The sequence below is a fragment of the Aquirufa originis genome, from assembly GCF_042714495.1.
Classification (GTDB): domain Bacteria; phylum Bacteroidota; class Bacteroidia; order Cytophagales; family Spirosomataceae; genus Aquirufa; species Aquirufa originis.
The window spans coordinates 1,021,148-1,039,505 of record NZ_JBBKXY010000001.1; the positions used below are offsets into that span (position 1 = coordinate 1,021,148).

The 18,358-nt window shown below is 40.6% G+C and carries 18 protein-coding genes and 1 other RNA gene; 12 read left to right on the forward strand and 7 right to left on the reverse strand.

Annotation, left to right across the window (positions count from 1 at the left end; genetic code table 11):
* The first annotated feature begins 28 nt into the window (after nt 1–28).
* Both SKC35_RS04465 and coaD read left to right on the forward strand, forming a co-directional pair.
* Nucleotides 29–634, forward strand: a complete 606-nt coding sequence (locus tag SKC35_RS04465) for a DUF3822 family protein (RefSeq protein WP_377978235.1) — start codon at nt 29–31, stop codon at nt 632–634.
* Complete coding sequence (coaD, locus tag SKC35_RS04470) at nt 621–1,079, forward strand: pantetheine-phosphate adenylyltransferase (RefSeq protein WP_223130807.1); 459 nt, start codon at nt 621–623, stop codon at nt 1,077–1,079. The genes SKC35_RS04465 and coaD overlap by 14 nt, the downstream gene beginning before the upstream one ends.
* Here the strand turns inward: coaD and SKC35_RS04475 are convergent.
* Nucleotides 1,071–1,751: an NUDIX hydrolase gene (locus tag SKC35_RS04475; protein ID WP_377978236.1), complete on the reverse strand. Its 681-nt coding sequence runs from the start codon at nt 1,749–1,751 to the stop codon at nt 1,071–1,073. The genes coaD and SKC35_RS04475 overlap by 9 nt on opposite strands.
* 92 nt (nt 1,752–1,843) lie before the next feature.
* Between SKC35_RS04475 and pyrE the strand changes: the two genes are divergently transcribed.
* A complete protein-coding gene (gene pyrE, locus SKC35_RS04480; RefSeq protein ID WP_377978237.1) occupies nt 1,844–2,482 on the forward strand; it encodes an orotate phosphoribosyltransferase in 639 nt (212 codons plus the stop codon).
* Here pyrE and dprA read toward each other — a convergent pair whose 3' ends face one another.
* Both dprA and SKC35_RS04490 read right to left on the reverse strand, forming a co-directional pair.
* A complete protein-coding gene (gene dprA / locus SKC35_RS04485; RefSeq protein ID WP_377978238.1) occupies nt 2,483–3,550 on the reverse strand; it encodes a DNA-processing protein DprA in 1,068 nt (355 codons plus the stop codon). It lies immediately after the preceding gene.
* Nucleotides 3,551–3,575: 25 nt separating this feature from the next.
* Entirely contained in the window at nt 3,576–3,938 is a 363-nt protein-coding gene (locus SKC35_RS04490) for a MerR family transcriptional regulator (RefSeq protein WP_130896854.1), read from the reverse strand.
* Nucleotides 3,939–4,022: 84 nt separating this feature from the next.
* Between SKC35_RS04490 and alaS the strand changes: the two genes are divergently transcribed.
* The 4 genes from alaS to SKC35_RS04510 are packed head-to-tail and all read left to right on the forward strand — an operon-like array spanning nt 4,023 to nt 9,658.
* Nucleotides 4,023–6,647 (forward strand): alanine--tRNA ligase, encoded by a 2,625-nt coding sequence (gene alaS, locus SKC35_RS04495; RefSeq protein WP_377978239.1) that lies wholly within the window; start codon nt 4,023–4,025, stop codon nt 6,645–6,647.
* Nucleotides 6,648–6,652: 5 nt separating this feature from the next.
* The gene (locus tag SKC35_RS04500) at nt 6,653–7,618 is read left to right on the forward strand and encodes an aminodeoxychorismate synthase component I (RefSeq protein ID WP_377978240.1); all 966 of its coding nucleotides are present in this window, start codon (nt 6,653–6,655) and stop codon (nt 7,616–7,618) included.
* A 1-nt stretch (nt 7,619) separates the two neighbouring features.
* Complete coding sequence (locus SKC35_RS04505) at nt 7,620–8,219, forward strand: aminotransferase class IV (protein WP_377978241.1); 600 nt, start codon at nt 7,620–7,622, stop codon at nt 8,217–8,219.
* Between the two features lie 8 nt (nt 8,220–8,227).
* Nucleotides 8,228–9,658 carry an ATP-dependent DNA helicase gene (locus SKC35_RS04510; protein ID WP_377978242.1) on the forward strand — a complete coding sequence of 477 codons (1,431 nt, stop codon included), beginning with the start codon at nt 8,228–8,230 and terminating at the stop codon, nt 9,656–9,658.
* On the opposite strand, the gene SKC35_RS04515 is transcribed toward SKC35_RS04510, so the two are convergent.
* A complete protein-coding gene (locus SKC35_RS04515; protein ID WP_377978243.1) occupies nt 9,655–10,146 on the reverse strand; it encodes a MarR family winged helix-turn-helix transcriptional regulator in 492 nt (163 codons plus the stop codon). The two genes, SKC35_RS04510 and SKC35_RS04515, sit on opposite strands and share 4 nt — an antisense overlap.
* An 83-nt stretch (nt 10,147–10,229) precedes the next feature.
* Here SKC35_RS04515 and SKC35_RS04520 point away from each other — a divergent pair, with 83 nt between their 5' ends.
* From SKC35_RS04520 to SKC35_RS04530, 3 genes are read left to right on the forward strand one after another with little or no spacing between them, the layout of a single operon-like run.
* The gene (locus SKC35_RS04520; protein WP_377978244.1) at nt 10,230–11,267 is read left to right on the forward strand and encodes an HlyD family secretion protein; all 1,038 of its coding nucleotides are present in this window, start codon (nt 10,230–10,232) and stop codon (nt 11,265–11,267) included.
* A gap of 4 nt (nt 11,268–11,271) precedes the next feature.
* The gene (locus tag SKC35_RS04525; protein WP_377978245.1) at nt 11,272–12,855 is read left to right on the forward strand and encodes a DHA2 family efflux MFS transporter permease subunit; all 1,584 of its coding nucleotides are present in this window, start codon (nt 11,272–11,274) and stop codon (nt 12,853–12,855) included.
* A gap of 4 nt (nt 12,856–12,859) precedes the next feature.
* On the forward strand, nt 12,860–14,152 hold the full coding sequence (locus tag SKC35_RS04530; RefSeq protein ID WP_377978246.1) for a TolC family protein: 1,293 nt from the start codon (nt 12,860–12,862) through the stop codon (nt 14,150–14,152).
* On the opposite strand, the gene ald is transcribed toward SKC35_RS04530, so the two are convergent.
* Nucleotides 14,147–15,232 (reverse strand): alanine dehydrogenase, encoded by a 1,086-nt coding sequence (gene ald / locus SKC35_RS04535; RefSeq protein WP_377978247.1) that lies wholly within the window; start codon nt 15,230–15,232, stop codon nt 14,147–14,149. The two genes, SKC35_RS04530 and ald, sit on opposite strands and share 6 nt — an antisense overlap.
* Nucleotides 15,233–15,436: 204 nt before the next feature.
* Here ald and SKC35_RS04540 point away from each other — a divergent pair, with 204 nt between their 5' ends.
* Both SKC35_RS04540 and ssrA read left to right on the forward strand, forming a co-directional pair.
* The gene (locus tag SKC35_RS04540; protein ID WP_223130819.1) at nt 15,437–15,907 is read left to right on the forward strand and encodes an Lrp/AsnC family transcriptional regulator; all 471 of its coding nucleotides are present in this window, start codon (nt 15,437–15,439) and stop codon (nt 15,905–15,907) included.
* Nucleotides 15,908–15,932: 25 nt separating this feature from the next.
* Nucleotides 15,933–16,301: a transfer-messenger RNA gene (ssrA, locus tag SKC35_RS04545) on the forward strand.
* Between the two features lie 54 nt (nt 16,302–16,355).
* Here ssrA and SKC35_RS04550 read toward each other — a convergent pair.
* The gene (locus SKC35_RS04550; RefSeq protein WP_377978248.1) at nt 16,356–17,741 is read right to left on the reverse strand and encodes an aminopeptidase P N-terminal domain-containing protein; all 1,386 of its coding nucleotides are present in this window, start codon (nt 17,739–17,741) and stop codon (nt 16,356–16,358) included.
* Between the two features lie 60 nt (nt 17,742–17,801).
* Nucleotides 17,802–18,350: a hypothetical protein gene (locus tag SKC35_RS04555; protein WP_377978249.1), complete on the reverse strand. Its 549-nt coding sequence runs from the start codon at nt 18,348–18,350 to the stop codon at nt 17,802–17,804.
* Nucleotides 18,351–18,358 lie beyond the last annotated feature (8 nt).

Sequence of the window (18,358 nt, forward strand, 5' to 3'; positions counted from 1 at the left end):
TTTGCAATTTCGAAACGAATTAAAGACTATGGAACCCACAAATTCGGCCGAAACCTTACATCTCCGATTAAACTCAGAGAATTTCCGGGAGCAATTACTCGCTCATCCGAAAAAGGATAGCCGCATTACATCGGTCCATATTGAAATCGCGAATGAACACTTTCTATTAATTCCGAATACATTTGATTCCCCCACCTATCGGTTAGGATTCTTAGAAAAGGCCTTGGGTGAAAACACATTAGTAGGCAAAGAAATCCAGCAACAAGCTATTCCATCAGAAGAGGCTAATTTAGTTTTCTTAGTTCCAAGTGATTGGAAAGACCATATTTCTGCTCATTTTTCCTATGCAAGAATTACTTATACCCATAGCTTAGCCGCTTGTTTACAACGCAACGATCAGCAATTGAACTTATTTATTCAAGGAAAATTAGCTTTTGCGAGTTTATATCAAGGAAACAAATTGCAATTAGCCAATGTATTTCCTTTTGAATCAGCGATCGAATTAGCCTTTTATTTACAATCCATCAGGGACGCGTTTTCCTTAAATTGGACTTTATATCCTCCTCTATTAGTAAACGGATCTGAGGGAATAACTGACGCATCACTCTATCAAATACCCTATGTCCAATCCTAAAAAAGCGTTTTTCCCTGGTTCTTTTGATCCTTTTACAAAAGGACACGAAGATATCGTCCTAAGAGCTTTGGCCTTATTTGATGAAGTGATTATAGGCATAGGCCAAAACTCGTCCAAATCACGCTATTTCCCATTAGAGAAAATGGAAGATTACATTCGCAAGACTTTTGAAGGAAAGCCTGTTTCAGTCGTTACGTATCAAAACTTGACAGCGAATGTGGCACATGAATATGGTGCAAAGTTTATCATCAGAGGATTGCGCAATACGACAGATTTCGAATACGAAAACTCCATTTCTCAGGTGAATAGACACATTCACAATGAATTAGAGACGGTATTCTTAATTACCTCGCCTCATTTAGCACCAATCAGTTCCACTATCATCCGCGATTTACATCGCTACGGAAGTCCAGTGGACCAATACTTGCCTTATACTTTAGACTAATTTCTTGAATTTTTCGATGACGTAACGAATCGATGAATAGGTATTCGTCAAGGCTTGTAATTGCTTCTTTTCGTTTAACCACTCCACTTTCTCAATACCTTCTTCTGTTTGAGGTATCAGCTTTCCAGTGAAATTTGTTTTCATCGCATACCAGCGTGTCTTTTTCAACACTAACTTATTCTTATGCGTATAGGTATGGTAAGTCGTACAGACTTTATCACCTAATTCTGCCTTCACATTACATTCTTCTTCTACTTCTCTAACGGCAGCGGTTTCGAATTTTTCGTTCTTTTCTAATTTACCTTTAGGCAAATCCCATTTACCCAAACGATACATCCACAAAACGTCCTTATCCTGGTTAACAACTACTCCTCCAGCGGCTTCCACCAGCTGATACATTTTGACAATCTTCTGCTTAAACAGCTTGCGGTCATCAACGATAAGGTAAAGGGCGTGAAAATGAATACCTGATTTGGCATGCAAATTCATCAGTATTTTCTCTACCTGTTCCGTACTCGCATTAATGATACACGTATGACCACTGAAATTCTCCACCTTCAAAGGGGACAATCTAGCGTCTAGGACCAAATCAAAATCCTCTTTAGATGGCATTTCTCCCAACTCTTTCTTCTTCACAATTCTGATCGGTCGATCATCAATAAAAATTACCATCTTTTCAATTTTGTGAGGCAAAAATAGAATTAAATAGTGAAAGATAGACTGAATAAATTATTTTTGTAAATATAAATTCAGAAACCACCCTTATGCAAAATTTGACAATTCCTCAAGAAGTTGCCCAACACCTATTAAAGATCCAAGCGATTCAATTGCGACCGGATCAACCGTTCACATGGGCTTCTGGCTGGAATTCTCCCATTTATTGCGATAACCGCGTTTCTTTGTCTTTTCCTGAGGTGCGTACTTACATCAAAAATTGCCTATCTGCTGCGGTAAAAGCCTATTTCCCACAGGCAGACATTATCGCTGGTGTAGCAACAGCCGGTATCGCACAGGGAGCGTTAGTAGCCGACTATTTAGACTTACCTTTCTGTTATGTCCGTCCTGAACCGAAGAAACACGGAATGGGAAATCAAATTGAAGGTAAAATCGAAAAAGGCCAAAAAGTCGTTCTCATTGAAGACCTTATTTCCACAGGTGGAAGTTCTTTAAAAGCGGCAGATGCTCTGAAAGAAGCCGGTGTAGAAGTATTAGGCATGGTAGCCATTTTTACCTATGGTTTCGAAATAGCAGCCGACAATTTTAAAAACCACAACATTCCCCTGTATACGTTAAGTGATTACAATGCCTTAATTGAAGAAGCTGTCAAATTAGATTATGTGACAGAGACCCAATTAATGACATTACAAGACTGGAGAGTATCTCCTAGTACCTGGCGAAAATAATTAGGAAAGCATATAGCCATCACCATCCGTCGATTGTAACATTCCTTTTAATTCTAGATTCAGAAGAATAAGCGCTAGTTCATCTTGCTGAATTTCTGATCGTTGCAAAAGTTCATTGGAAGATAATTGTCCTTCCCGGTGCAATAAAGAAATGATCGTAGATTCATGTAAGGTGAATAGTTTTTGACTAAGCGCTGGATTTAATGCCAATCGATCTTTTGCTTGCTCCCAATTCAATTCTAGCATAAAGTCATCCCACGATGTATAAATCGTGGCTTTATTGTTTCGAATCAATAGATTACAACCTTTCGAAAAAGGCCTATTCAAGCTACCTGGAACGGCAAAAACAGTCCGATGATAGTTAAGCGCATAATCAGCAGTAATTAGGGCTCCTCCTTTTTCTGCCGCTTCTACGATCACTGTGGCGTCTGAAAGGCCGGCTATAATGCGATTTCGGACTGGAAAATAATAAGCTGCCGGAGGAATATGAGGAGCATATTCAGATAGTAATGCTCCATTAGCTAAAATCTGCTCCACATACATCGCGTTCTCCTGCGGGTATATATGACGAAATCCTCCAGCAAGAACAGCAATGGTAGGGACATTATATTTAAGACAGGCTTTGTGCAAGGCTATATCTATTCCTCTGGCAAAACCACTCACTAAAATAACTTCATCTTTGATAGCGGACTGAACTAGCTCCTCCGTCACCTTTTTCCCTACATCACTTGCATGTCGAGTACCCACAACGGCCACAATACGGTGGGCATTCAAATCTGCCTTCCCTTTCTTAAAGAGAATTAGAGGGGCATCATAGACATCTTTGATTCGCTGTGGATAGTCAGGATCTTCGAAATAAAGAATTTGAATTTGATCTTCTGCACAAATTTGAACCGTCTTTTCAGCTTCTCGCAAGGCTTCCGCTGCAAATGATTGATAGGAAGCTAATCGGAAAATATCGGATAAATCAGGATATAGGGAAGCTAGTTTTTTACCTTTTACAGGTCCAACCTCAGGAAGATAGGTTAAGGCGATTTGGTAAACGGATAAGGAATAAGTGGTTTTCATCGGAGTAATTTTCCGAAACCTACGCTTATTCCATGTCTAAATCGGCCTTCATCCCTTGTAAAAAATCACGAATATCAGTTAGTTGATTAATGATGTTTTGATTAGGATTTTTTTCCTTGCCTTTGAAATTCAATGCTTGCTTAGCTCCTTCAATGGTCAAGCCTCTTTCATCGATCAAACTAACCAAAACCTTGATTTTTTCAATATCTGCAGGGGTATATTTACGGATACCAGAACCTGCGCGTTTGGGTGACAAATGAGGAAATTGAGTCTCCCAATAGCGAATCTTAGAGGTGTTCACCTTGAAAATGGCCGCTACCTCCGAAATTGAATAATATTGCTTGCTTAATTCCATCAATAATTTTAAACCCAAAATGGGCTTCTTCAAAAAATAGACTTAATTTTGTGATTCCATTTATCAGGACTCCTTTAGTAAAAATACAAAGGTTCCATTCATTTTACAATAAAACGCATGACCTCTTCTCAGATACGTCAACAATTTTTGGATTTCTTTCAATCTAAAGGCCATTTAATTGTTCCTTCTGCTCCTTTGGTGGCTAAAAATGACCCTACCCTTTTGTTTAACAACTCGGGGATGGCGCAATTCAAAGATTTCTTTTTAGGCAACGGTACTCCGCCCTCAAAAAGAATCGCGGATACGCAAAAATGCCTTCGAGTGTCAGGAAAGCACAATGACTTAGAGGATGTGGGGTTTGATACCTACCACCACACGATGTTTGAGATGTTAGGTAACTGGTCTTTTGGCGATTATTTTAAACAAGAGGCACTTACTTGGTCATGGGAATTATTAACGGAGGTATTTAAATTACCGAAAGACCGCATCTATGTATCGGTTTTCGAAGGTGATAAAAAAGATGGTGTTCCGTTTGATCAAGAGGCATTCGATATTTGGAAGGCCATTGTGGGCGAGGATCGCATCATTTATGGTAATAAAAAAGATAATTTCTGGGAGATGGGTGAAACAGGACCTTGTGGACCTTGTTCTGAAATCCATATTGACCTCAGAAATCAAGACGAAGTAGATTCGATTCCAGGAAAAAGCCTAGTGAATGCGGACCACCCTCAAGTAGTAGAGATTTGGAATAACGTATTTATGCAGTTTGAAAGAATGGCAGATGGTTCTTTGGTACCGCTTCCGAACAAACACGTAGATACAGGAATGGGCTTTGAACGTCTTTGTATGGCGATTCAAGGAAAGCAATCGAATTATGATACGGATGTTTTCCAAGGCACTATTCAATATATCGCTTCGAAAAGCGGTAAGAAATACGGAGACGAAAAATGGGCTGACATCGCAATGCGCGTAATCGCTGATCATATTCGCGCCATCGCCTTTACGATTGCAGATGGACAATTGCCTTCTAACAATAAAGCAGGCTATGTCATCCGTCGTATTTTGCGTCGTGCGGTGCGTTATGGATATACCTATTTAGACTTTAAAGAGCCTTTCTTGCACTTATTAATCCCTGGATTAGCACAACAATTCAAGGGCGTATTTGATGAATTAATCTCACAAGAAGCCTTTGTGGGTAAAGTGATATACGAAGAGGAAGTATCCTTTCTACGTACTTTGTCTTCCGGATTAGTTCGTTTAGACAAATTAATGGAAGATTGCTCAGGCAAAGTCTTATCCGGAGATGATGTGTTTGAATTAAATGACACCTATGGATTCCCGGTTGATTTAACCGCCTTAATTGCACGAGAAAAAGGTTTGGATATCGATGAGCCTGGATTTAACGCTGCGTTAAAAGCTCAAAAAGAGCGTTCACGTAAAGATGCAGGCGCTAGTGCTGAAGATTGGGTCATCGTGAACGAGGGGGATGAGGTAAGTTTCATCGGATATGATTCGAACGAGACAGATACCCAAGTTTTAAAATACCAAAAGATTCAAAATAAGGCTGGAGTTCAATACAAAGTAGTATTAGAAACGACTCCTTTCTATGCTGAATCCGGTGGACAAGTGGGCGACACCGGTGTTTTAGTTTTCACTACATCAGGTATTTCTCTTCCTGTGATTGATACGAAGAAGGAGAATGATTTGATCGTACACATCTTATCAGATGCGCGTATTGAAAACTTAGCGAGTGAGCCTGTGAAGGCGAGCATTGCTACGTTACGTCGTCGCGCTATTACGCACCACCACAGTTCTACACACTTGATGCAAGCGGCTTTACAAGAAGTATTAGGTAAGCACGTAGCGCAAAAAGGTAGCTTAGTAAACGAGGATTTATTACGATTTGACTTCTCTCACTTCCAAAAAGTAACGGATGAAGAGATTAAGCAAATCGAGCAGATTGTGAATGCCAAAATCGCAGAGAACATCCCTTTGTTAGAAGAACGTAACGTTCCTATTGCAGAAGCAAAAGACAAAGGGGCTATGGCCTTATTTGGCGAGAAATACGGCGATTTTGTGCGTGTGATCACTTTTGACAAGAACTTCTCGGTTGAGCTTTGTGGAGGAACACACGTTCCGTCTACAGGTGAAATTGGCTTATTTAAAATCACTTCTGAAAGTTCTGTAGCTACGGGCGTACGTCGTATTGAAGCCATCACTTCTCAAAAGGCCTATGAATTATTAAGCGAACAAGAAGTCTTATTAAGTGAGATCAATGACTTGTTGAAAGCACCGAAAGATTTAGTTAAGGCAGTGGCTAACTTAATTGAAAGCAATTCTGCACTACAAAAAACGGTTGCTGCTTACCAACAGAAAGAAATTTCGGGTTTAAAAAATAGCCTACTGAAAGAAATCGTGGCAGGACCAGTTAACTCGATTATTAAACAAGTATCCGCTCCTACTGCAGATGCCTTAAAGAACTTAGCTTTCGATTTACAAGAAAACCAAGAAAATTTGTTCGTGCTCTTAGCGACTGAAATCGAAGGGAAAGCTAGTTTAGCGATCTCCATTTCGAAAGGCTTAGTAGATAGCAAAGGATTAGATGCCGGCAAAATCATTCGTGAATTAGCGAAAGAAGTGCAAGGTGGCGGAGGTGGACAACCCTTCTTGGCTACGGCAGGTGGTCAAAATCCAGCAGGTATACCGAAATTATTGAGTTTAGCGCCATCGTATATAGCCTAAATTCTATGAAAATCCCCTTTTTGCCCTTTGCACAGGTAGCCAAACAATTGGACCTTTGGGGTGAGAAGGGGATTCCTTTTGTCTTTTTAGTCGATTATTCACTGGAAAATGCCTGGGCAGGATCTGAAGAAGAGGCGAAAGACTTAGGAATACTTTTTGAATTTGATGCAGCTGAATTAACGTCTGAAACGGTTGCATTTACTAAAAGTCCACTTTCTTTCGAATCCTATTCGGCCAAGTTTAATCAGGTTCAAGCTGGTTTGAAAAGAGGTGATTCTTTTCTCTTGAATTTAACGACAGAGACACCCATAGAAACACCTCTTACCTTACCTGAGATATTTCAAAGAGCGGACGCTCCCTATAAAATAATTTGTAGAGATCACTTCACTTCTTTTTCTCCGGAGACCTTCGTACGCATTCAAGGAAATGAAATATCCTCATTTCCCATGAAAGGAACACTAGAGGTAAGTGAACAAACTTCTGCGTCTCATTTACAAAATGATCCTAAAGAAAAAGCAGAACATGCTACCATCGTGGATTTGATTCGTAATGATTTGAGCAAAGTGGCCTTTCCTATACGTGTCGAGAAATACCAATACGTTGAACGCGTGAAAACAAATACGGGGGAACTTTGGCAGATGTCATCCAAAATAAGCGGTGAAATAGTACCCGAACTGCGTGGAAAATATGGTTCGATTCTGTTAGAATTATTACCGGCTGGATCGATTACGGGCGCTCCTAAAAAAGCGACGATGAAACTCATACAGGATGCCGAACAGTACGACCGCGGATTTTATACCGGAATTATGGGTAAATTTGATGGTAAATCGTTCAATTCCGGAGTGATGATTCGATTTATCGAAAAACAATCCGATGGACTGGTTTTTAAAAGTGGCGGCGGCATCACCGTATTTTCAGATGTTAAAAAAGAATACGACGAATTAATCCAAAAAGTATATCTCCCCTTCTAATATGTTCTCCTTCCTCGAAACCATTTGTATACAAGACGGAAAAGCGCAGCATCTTGATTTTCATCAAATGCGGGTGAATGAAACTTTCGACCAATTTTTCCCGGAATGGGAACCCTTTGACGTGGAAGAACTCGTTTCAACACAAACTTTACCAGCAACGGGAACACATCGTTTACGAATCACCTACCAAGAGGATCCTGAAACGATTGAAATCTTACCTTACACGAAAAAAGAGATTAAACGTTTCGCGTTTGTAGACACCGGCGAAATCGATTATGGCTTTAAATGGAGCGAGAGAGGTTTTTTCCAAACCTTTTTAAAGGCCCATCCTGAAGCAGATGAAGTGATTTTCGTGAAGGACGGAAAAATACAAGATTGTAGTATGGCGAATTTAGCGTTTTTGAAAGAGGGTATTTGGTATACGCCAGAAGATCCATTGCACTGGGGAACGACAAGGGCTCGTTTAATCATTGAAGAAGAGATAGAAGAAACTGATATTTTAGTGAAGGAATTAGCCTCCTATGAACGCGTGTGTTTAATCAATGTATTCCGACCATTATCAATGGAAAATTCACTTTCAGTAGCCGATTCTATTTTATAAATTGAAGTATGTCCACGGATAAAAGTCCCAGTTTTTTATTGCACCAAAAGTTCCCTTTTGAACCTACGCCATCTCAGGCATCGTTGTTCCAAAAGTTAAGCACTTTTGTACTCAATAAAGACGAATGGGCCCCTTTGACCTTCATTATCAAAGGCTATGCCGGTACGGGAAAGACTACTGTTATTTCGACCTTAATCAAAATATTGCCTGCCTTTGGTTATAAAACCCAATTAATGGCTCCTACCGGTCGTGCTGCTAAGGTAATGGCTAATTATGCTAAGAAAAAAGCGAGTACTATCCACAAAAAGATCTATCGTCAAGTAAGTAATCCTCATTCAGGAGCACTGAGTTTTCAGCGAATGAATAATTATGCCACCAATACGGTCTTTATCGTAGATGAGGCGTCAATGATTACAGATGAGTCGGATTTTGGGACGAATAGCTTGTTAACCGATTTAATCGAATACGTATTTACGAACCCAGAGAATGGCCATACGGGCAATAAATTGATCTTCGTAGGAGATACAGCACAGTTGCCACCTGTCGGAAAAAGCCTCTCTCCTGCCCTTTCCAGGGATTATATCTCCTCTGAATTCCACATGGAAGTGCTAGATCATGAGTTAATTGATGTCATGCGTCAAGATATTGATTCGGGTATATTATACAATGCAACTGCTTTAAGGCAACTTCTATTAGCCAATTCAACTGCGATACAATTCAATACTAAATCCTTCAAAGACATCTTCCGGATGACTGGAGAAAAGATGGAAGATGGGATGCATTATGCGTATAAGAAGTTTGGGAAGGAAGAAACGATTTTGTTGACCCGATCTAATAAAAGTGCTGTTCAGCTGAATGAATTTGTCAGAAGAACGATATTATATCAAGAAGACGAAATTTCAAGTGGCGATTTACTGATGATTGTTCGCAATAATTACCATTGGTTAGAAGAGGATTCACCAGCTGGCTTTCTAGCAAACGGAGATTTTGTGGAGATTATGAAGATCAAACGGGAGGAAGAAATGCACGGACAGCGATTTTTAGATGTTTCCTTGCGACTTTGCGATTATGAAGACCATCCACCCATTGAGGCTAAAATCTTGTTAGAGACCTTGCATTCCACGGAATCTGCTCTGGGACGAGAGGCAAATAAGAAATTGTATGACTCTGTTTGCGAAGATTATGCGCACATGCCTAAGAAAAAGGAACGCACAGAGGCCATTCGGAAAGACCCTTATTTGAATGCTTTACAAGTGAAATTCGCCTACGCTTTGACTGTTCACAAATCACAAGGTGGACAATGGGCTGCGGTATTTGTGGATCAAGGCTATTTAAAAGAGGATCAAATCGACGCCGAATACCTGCGTTGGTTATATACCGCCATAACACGGGCAAGTCATGAAATTTTTCTCGTGAACTTTCACGAACGCTTCTTCTAGAGCTTTGAATTCGCAAAAGACTCGCTCTCTGAATCTAAATAAGCGTTGGATTCGTAATGCAATAACATGGATTCAATAGCAGTCCTGATTTGGTCTAACTTATCGGTTCCGATGACTTGGGATAATTCCTGATCCACTTTCAATCGGCAAGCATGCAAAGCCGATAAAAACTGTTCTCCCGCCACTGTCGTATGGATGAGGGTTGCACGCAAATCTTCTGGGTGTTTCAAGTTCATCAAAAAGCCTTTCTCCGCTAATTCGTGCACCAGTTTGCTAATCGCTTGTTTAGAAACGTGTACCTTTTTCGCAATTTCAGCCGCGGTAATCCCTTCCTCTTTCAGATTCATCATCACCATCACGTGACCCACTTTGAAGTCTTGGTAGCCCATTTCTGCCAAATAATGGGCATTCAACGACTTGATAACGCGGTAAGACTTCGCAAACAGGCGAGTTAAAAACATTTCCGATTCTTCCCGGTTCTCTTTCATAACACAAAATTAACACAAGAAATTTAGTCAACCAAATTGACTTTATTGAAAAATAAGCTAACTTTATCATCAAATCCATTCTTATGACAGATACGCAGAAACCTAAAAAGAATTTACCTAAGATTATTCTAGCCCTAGTAGTCCTTTTAGGAGGCTATTATGGAATTAGTAAATACCGCTACGCGACCACGCACGAAGACACAGACAACGCACAAATTGAAACCTATTTTGTTCCTGTATTGCCACGCGTTTCTGGTTTTGTGAAATCGGTAAGCGTTCATGATTATGAAATGGTGAAAGCGGGTACCGTTTTAGTCGAAATCGATAAGGAAGAGGCTAAACTAGCTTTATCTGAGATGGAAGTTGATTTAGATCAAGCGAATATCGATGTAACCGCTGCGAAAGCCAACCTTACCAGTCTTCAAAAAGCGATTCAAGCACAACAAGCGCAAGTAAAAACGGCCGAGTATTTGAAAAATAAAGCAGAAAGAGATTTGAGTCGCAATGGCGAATTAGAAAAAGCTAAGGCTATTACACACCAACAGTTTGTAGATTCGAAGGATCAAGTTGAGTTAGCTAATATCAAGTATTTTGGCTCTATAGATGAACTAAATAGTACTAAATCAAAATTAGCGATTCAGGAATCCGCTGTTAAACGCGCTGAGAACTTAGTTAAGAATAAAGAAGTGAAGATCGCTCAGCAAAAATTAAAGTTGAATTACTATACGATTACAGCTCCAGTATCGGGAAGAATCGGAAAGAAATCGATTGAACCTGGACAATTCATTCAGGTATCCCAACCATTAATGACAATCGTAGATAATAATACGTTTTGGGTGGTTGCGAACTTTAAGGAAACACAAGTTCAAAAATTACACGCTGGAATGGAAGCGGAATTAACGATTGACGCTTTCCCTAAAGAGAAAATGAAGGGAAAAATCATTTCTATTTCTGAATCAACTGGGGCTAAAACATCCCTTTTGCCTCCGGATAATTCATCAGGTAACTTCGTGAAAGTAACCCAACGTATTCCCGTTAAAATTGAAATTTCGGATCTAGCTAAGTACAAATCCATGCTTCGCGCAGGTATGTCTTTAGAAGTATCTATCCCATTGAACTAATTTCATGGAGCGCCCGCAAGGATTTGCCAAATTTATTATTGTTTTAACGACCATCACGGCTGCCGTGATGGAGTTATTGGACACAACCATTGTCAATGTGGCCCTGAACCAAATCTCTGGTGCACTAGGAGCTACGATTGAGGATATCGCGTGGGTCATTACGAGTTATGCCATCGCGAACGTGGTGATTATCCCGATGACAGGATTCTTAGGGGAGTATTTTGGCCGAAAGAATTATTACCTCGGATCGATGATTCTATTTGGTATCGCGTCTTATTTCTGTGGGATGAGTGAAACCTTGTGGGAATTAGTCTTTTGGCGCTTCATCCAAGGTATTGGTGGTGGAGCCCTCCTATCCACTTCACAAGCCATATTGTTTGATGCTTTTGAACCAGAAGATCGGCCTATGGCCTCTGGATTCTTTGGAATGGGTATCATCTTAGGTCCCTCATTAGGACCTGTTTTAGGAGGATATTTAGTGGATAACTTCCACTGGTCGGATATATTTTTAGTGAATATCCCTATTTGTATCATTGCTGTGATCTTAACACTGGTTTACATCGACCGAAAGGAAGGCGAAGGGGCCAATCGAAAGAATATGGCGATCGATTATCCGGGAATATTGTTGTTAATGGTAACCGTGGGTGGTTTACAGTTCATGTTAGAAAAGGGAGAATCAGAAGACTGGTTTGATTCTCGCTTGATTAATATTTGCGCCTTTTTATTCGTGGGTGGCCTTGCTGCCTTTATTTACCGCGAATTACACACAAAATCTCCGGTCGTCAATATTCGTATTTTCCAAAACCAAACATTCACCATGAGTTCCATCTTCACGTTAGTGGGTGGATTCGGTTTGTTTACTTCCGTGTTCGTCTATCCAATTATGGTGCAACGCATTAATGGATTAACGCCTACGGAAACAGGATTATCTTTAATGGTTCCTACCTTTTTAGGGGTCTTTTTGTTCCCTGTTATCGGTCGTGCACTTTCCAAAGGCGCAAAACCACTTCCCTTCATGGTATTTGGGATTTTGATTTACATTGTATTCGGTTTTATCGGTGGTGAATCGACTAGCGAAATGGGACGCTGGGATTTCTTCCCTATGCAGATGCTCCGCGTCATCGGAGTTGCCTGTCTACAAATGCCCTTAATTAATCAGGCTGTGGCTGGTTTAAAGCCAAATGAGTATGCCTCAGGTATCTCCTTGACCAATATGATTCGACAGCTGGGTGGTGCTTTTGGTATTGCTGTGGCTAATAATTATGCGACAACTCGTGCTGCACAACATCGTTCCGATTTACTAGCGAATGTAACGGCTGAAAATCCATTATTCCAGCAGCGATTCCAAGGAATTGCGCAATCGATGGCCCAGAAAACAGGCGAGATTGCTCGTGCCGGCGAAATGGCCTACAAGCAGATTGATATGGCGGTAACTAAGCAAGCCTATTACTTAGCTTATTTGGACACATTCCGCTTAGTTTCCATCATTTTCATCCTAATATTTCCTTTCGTTTTCTTAATCAAAACGCCCAAGAAGGATAAAAAAGACATCGAGAAAATTTTAAAGGCCAGTGAAGAGGCCCATTAATCATATGAGAAAAATTGCCCTATTAACACTTTTAGCCTTGACAGCTCAAGCTCAGACGAATAGAGAGTTGAATACGCTTGTTCAGCAGGTATTGACCTACTCTCCTATTATAAAGGCGCAAAAAACACAATTACAAGCGGGAGAAATCAAGACGCAAATACAAGGCTCTTATGCAAAACCAATAGTCGCATATGAGGCGGGCATAACGCGTATTGATCCTGTCTCGAAAGTTACCTTTGCCACTGGAGGAGTACCATCTGTATTGCAATTTCAGCCAAACATGAATTATAATACGAATTTTGTGGCTAGCCAAACGCTATATGATTGGGGAAAAAACAAATCAACCATTGATAAGATTCTTTTAGAAACACGTCTTTCTCAAACGCAGATTGATCAAACGGCTTTTGGATTAGCCTTCCAAATCGCGACGGTATACCACCAAATTCTCTTTTTACAAAACGTAGTCACGATTCAAAAGGCTGAATTAGGCCGTATCAATTCGCACAAAGCGATTGTAGAGAACCAAATTAAATTAGGCGAGGCGTTGGAATTAGATGTAATGGGACTGCGCATTCGCGCACAAAACCAAGAGACAAAAATCACCGAGACCGAAACACAAATCGATAAATTGATCGATTTCTTGCAAACGCAAAGCGGTCAAAAAGGGCTCAAAGAACAAATCAAAGCTATCTTACAAGCGAACACAACAAAAGGTGGCATCGATCAACACCCCTCTATCCTAAGTTTAGAAGCAGAGAAATCGGTATTTGAACAAGAGATTGCTATCCAAAGCAAAGCGAGCACTCCTACCCTGGCCGGTTCTGCCACACTTGGAGTACGCAATGGATATTTGCCCCGCATTAATGGGGAGGTTCCTGCGTTTGAGGATGACTTCAAATTGAATTCTTTGGTAGGCATTAAACTAACTGTACCGATCTATTCAGGAAAAAGAGCAAGCATGCAACAGAGTTTGGCCAAAATCCAACAAGAACGCATCGCCTTCCAAAAAGATGATACCCAAACAAAACTTGCGTATGAATTACGTCAAGGACAAGCGAATTTGAGCCTAATTCAGGACAAATTAGCTACGCAGAAAAAAGTGATTGATCAGGCGAAATATGCCTATCAGCTAGGAGAAGCTCGTTACAAAGAGGGAACGATTAAGCAATTGGAATTAGATCAAATCCAAAACCTATTAGAAGAAGCCCAATTGCAGGAGGAGAATTTTAAATTTCAATTCAATCTCCAACAATTGGACCTGTTAAAAACGCAGGGCGTTAAATTTTGGGAACTATAAATTAAAGGTTGCCGCGACGCCTGGATGGAATAGTTTACCATCATAGATCGTCAATCCCTTATTTAAGGCTTCATTTTGGATGCAAGCCTCTGTCCAACCTAGATTAGCTAACAGATGCACATAGGGCAATGTCGCTTGCGTTAAAGCCATCGTAGAAGTTTGTGGCACTGCGCCAGGCATATTAGCCACGCAATAGTGAACGATTCCATCCATTTCATAAATCGGATTCTCGTGCGTCGTAGGTTTACAAGTCTCAATACATCCACCTTGATCCACCGCAACATCCACTAAAACCGTACCAGGTCCCATCTTCTTTAAGTCATCGCGTTTGATTAAATGAGGCGCTTTGGCACCATGTAATAAAACAGCTCCTACCACTAAATCCACTGAGGGCAAGGCTTCTTGAATCGCATAAGAAGTAGAAAACTGAGTGGACACATTAGCAGGCATCACCTCATCCAAATAACGAAGACGCGCTAAATTCGTGTCCATAATCGTCACATTCGCACCTAATCCTGCCGCCATCTTCGCCGCTTGCGTTCCTACTACTCCACCACCTAGTACAAGTACATTCGCTGGTTTCACCCCAGGCACACCGCCTAATAACTTACCTTTTCCGCCTTGAGGTTTACCTAAATAAAAAGCTCCCACTTGAATCGCCATGCGACCTGCCACTTCTGACATCGGAGTTAATAGAGGTAAACTACGATCTGCTAATTCTACGGTTTCGTACGCAATACATACGGCATCTGAACTTAGCATCGCAGAAGTTAATTCACGAGATGCAGCGAAATGGAAATAAGTAAATAGGATTTGATTCTTTTTAATCAGCGGAAATTCTGCTGCTAAAGGTTCTTTCACCTTCACAATCATATCCGCTATGGCGTATACATCAGCAGCTGTTGCTAAAATAACCGCACCTGCCTCTTTATATTGGGCATCTGAAAGGCCAGAGCCCTCGCCTGCACTTGCCTGGACGTATACTTGATGTCCATTTGCCGTTAAACCTTGAACACCTGCCGGAGTTAAGCCTACCCGAAACTCCTGAATTTTAATTTCTTTAGGGACACCTATGATCATAACGTATGGTTTTAAAAAGAAAGGCCACCGAAAAAATTCCGCTGGCCTTTACCTTTGATGAAGTATAATACACTACAAATATAGACAGGACAATAAATTATCTTGCATAATGATAAATAATAAGTAATATTTACTTCATAAATTCGATTATGCAATAAAAAATAAGATTACTATCGCTTTTCGAACCAGAAAACCGAAAACTTTATGGCAAAAAATACAAACCTCGATGAATTAGATCACAAGATCTTACAGATCATCCAAAACGATAGTCAAAAAACCCTCAAGGAGATCTCTGAGCAAGTAAACTTATCCCTCAGTCCTACCCACGATCGAATCAAGCGAATGGAGTCAGATGGGTATATCCAAGGCTATGTAGCGCTATTGAATCGCAAGAAACTCAACCTTGGTCTACTCGTACATTGCCAGGTTACACTCGAGAAACAAAACCGGAAGAACTTTAGTGAATTTGAAGCAGCGATACTCAACTTCCCAGAGGTAACCTCCTGCCATTTAGTTTCAGGGAACTTTGACTACTATTTAAATGTTGTGAGTGCGGATGTAGAAAGTTACAATCAATTTTACCAAGAAAAACTAGCGGTTTTGCCGTCAGTCGCACACATCAGTACCTTGTTTGTGATGGATGAAATTAAACAGACGACTGCATTGCCCGTTTAAATTTTGTATCTTTGTATTTCTATTGGGGATCGACCGGTTTTGACAGCTTATGTAGTCCGGTTGTAAGCACGTCGGGAGTTGTAGGCATTTCCTGTTAAAAAAACCTTCGAATTATAGCTGGCAATACTTCGTATGCCATGGCTGCTTAGTCTGATAGACTAACCAATTGCCATCGTTCAGCCCTGTCCAAACTCTGCCGACGGGGGATTCTGAGCGTCGACATGCAGAGTCGCTGAATCCGATTTCTCTAACGGTTCAGTAGTATCCAGAGGATAAGTGTTAGGTAAGGTCTGATCTGAACCTATCTAACATCGAAAATAAATCAAATCTAAACGTGTAGAAAGCATCAGTTCTCTAGGTTTGGACGAGGGTTCGAGTCCCTCCGATTCCACCAGATAATAAAAAAGCCCCAATTTCTTGGGGCTTTTTTTAATGTACCTAGGAAAGACTAAAACACGCTCTTCTGAGCTGCCATTTTTTCAATTTCTGCCACCGTGCGAGGAGAACCTTGAGAAAGATTCACATTTCCCTTTTCAGTGATTAAAATATCATCTTCGATACGAATACCGATGTTCCACCATTTCTTATCACACTTACTTCCTGCTGGAATGTAAATACCTGGTTCAACCGTTACCACCACTCCTGCTGCTAAAACGCGAGGTCCTAAATCATGCACATCTAAACCTAAATGATGTGAAGTTCCGTGAGGGAAATAGGTACGTGCTTCTTTTTCATTCGCCACAATACCTAATTTAATTAAACCTGCATTCACCACAGCGCGAGACGCTGCATCCACATCGCTGAAAGGTGCACCTGCTTTACAAGCTGCAATTCCAGCATCTTGAGCTGCAAGAACGATTTCATATAAGGCTTTCTGTGCCTCTGAGAATTTTCCATTCGCTGGAACCGTTCTCGTAACATCTGCTGAATATCCGTGGTATTCTGCCGCGCAATCACTTAATAATAATTCACCGTCTTTGATGGTTTTCAAATTCGTGATATAGTGTAAAACGCAGGCATTTTCAGCCGCCCCATTAATACTATTATAACCAGGGTACTCCGAACCTTCTTTTTTGAAATGGTATTCCATGATTGCCTGAGCCTGGTATTCTTTCATACCTGGTTTTACCGCACGCATCACGTCATTATGACCTAAAACACTGATAGAAGCCGCTTTTTGAATAAGAGCAATCTCTTCAGGTAATTTAATGCCACGTAAGGTTCTTAAGGTATTCATCGTAGATCTAGCGGCCAAAGGCTTAGCATTCGAGATCACTAAACTATCCACTAGCGAGGCCATGCGAGATAAAGGATCCTCTTTGGCTTTGTATTTAGCAAAAATACCCTCTGTACGGTATAACGTATAGACAGAATCTACTCCCGCTAACGAGATGGATGAGCTCGTAAATTGATCATTGATGAACACATTTTCCATTTTACTTTTCGCCTTAAATCCTTCCGTTCCTAAGATTTTACCCGTCCAAAGTTCCTTGAAAGGATCACGGTTTTGGACAAAAATAAATTCAGTTCCTGTTTTTCCTAAAAGAGTTACGGGTTGCTTGAACAATAATAAAACAGCGTTTGGCTCTTCTAATCCGGTCAAATAATAGAAATTCTTGTTTTGCGCGTATTGAAACTCGGTGTCATTACTACGCTGACGTGTTTGTGATGCAAAAAAGATACCCACGCCTTTGTCAGACATTTTCTCTTTAAAGGCAGCACGACGACCCGCGTGAAATTCTGGGCTTAAATAATCTGTTGGATAATCTTGAGCAATAGCAGATTGCAATGACAAAGTCGCGAACAATCCGATGATGAGGTGTTTGATTTTCATTGAATAATAGATATTTGAAATAGCAATATAAGAAAAAAGGCTCCAGATGGAGCCTTTGGATTAACTTTTTTGGCCAAAATAACGACTCAACCAAAAACCACAAAGTCCCCAAGCGACCACAGCATCAATCAATTGAGCACGTAAATCATATACCGGGTACCAAATATGCTCCGTGTAAGAGGTATTACAAAAGGCCATAAAGCCAATCGCAATCGAAACACCCACTATTGTAGAACGACGCGGAATCTTCAATTTTGAAATAATCCAAACGAGTAAAAAAACCATCAATACATCCACAGCAAAGCCACGAACCATATTCATCGTCATATCCGTTTTATAAGAAGAGTAATAAATCACACGAGCCCAAGGCTTACCTGCTATCGACTTAGTAAATCCTTCCAACTCCTCCATCGACTGATTATGACTCATGCGAGGCAAAATATAACCGCCGGGTGCTAATTCTTGTTTATTTAAGAAATGTAGAATCGTATCTTGTTTTGCTGTGTATTGCTGAACAGGCTCATGTAAATTCAACGCCACATGAGACATTGTCTGCCAAATAAAGATGATCAGACCGCCCACTAAAGAGCCAATAATGACTTTTTTCATTGTTATAT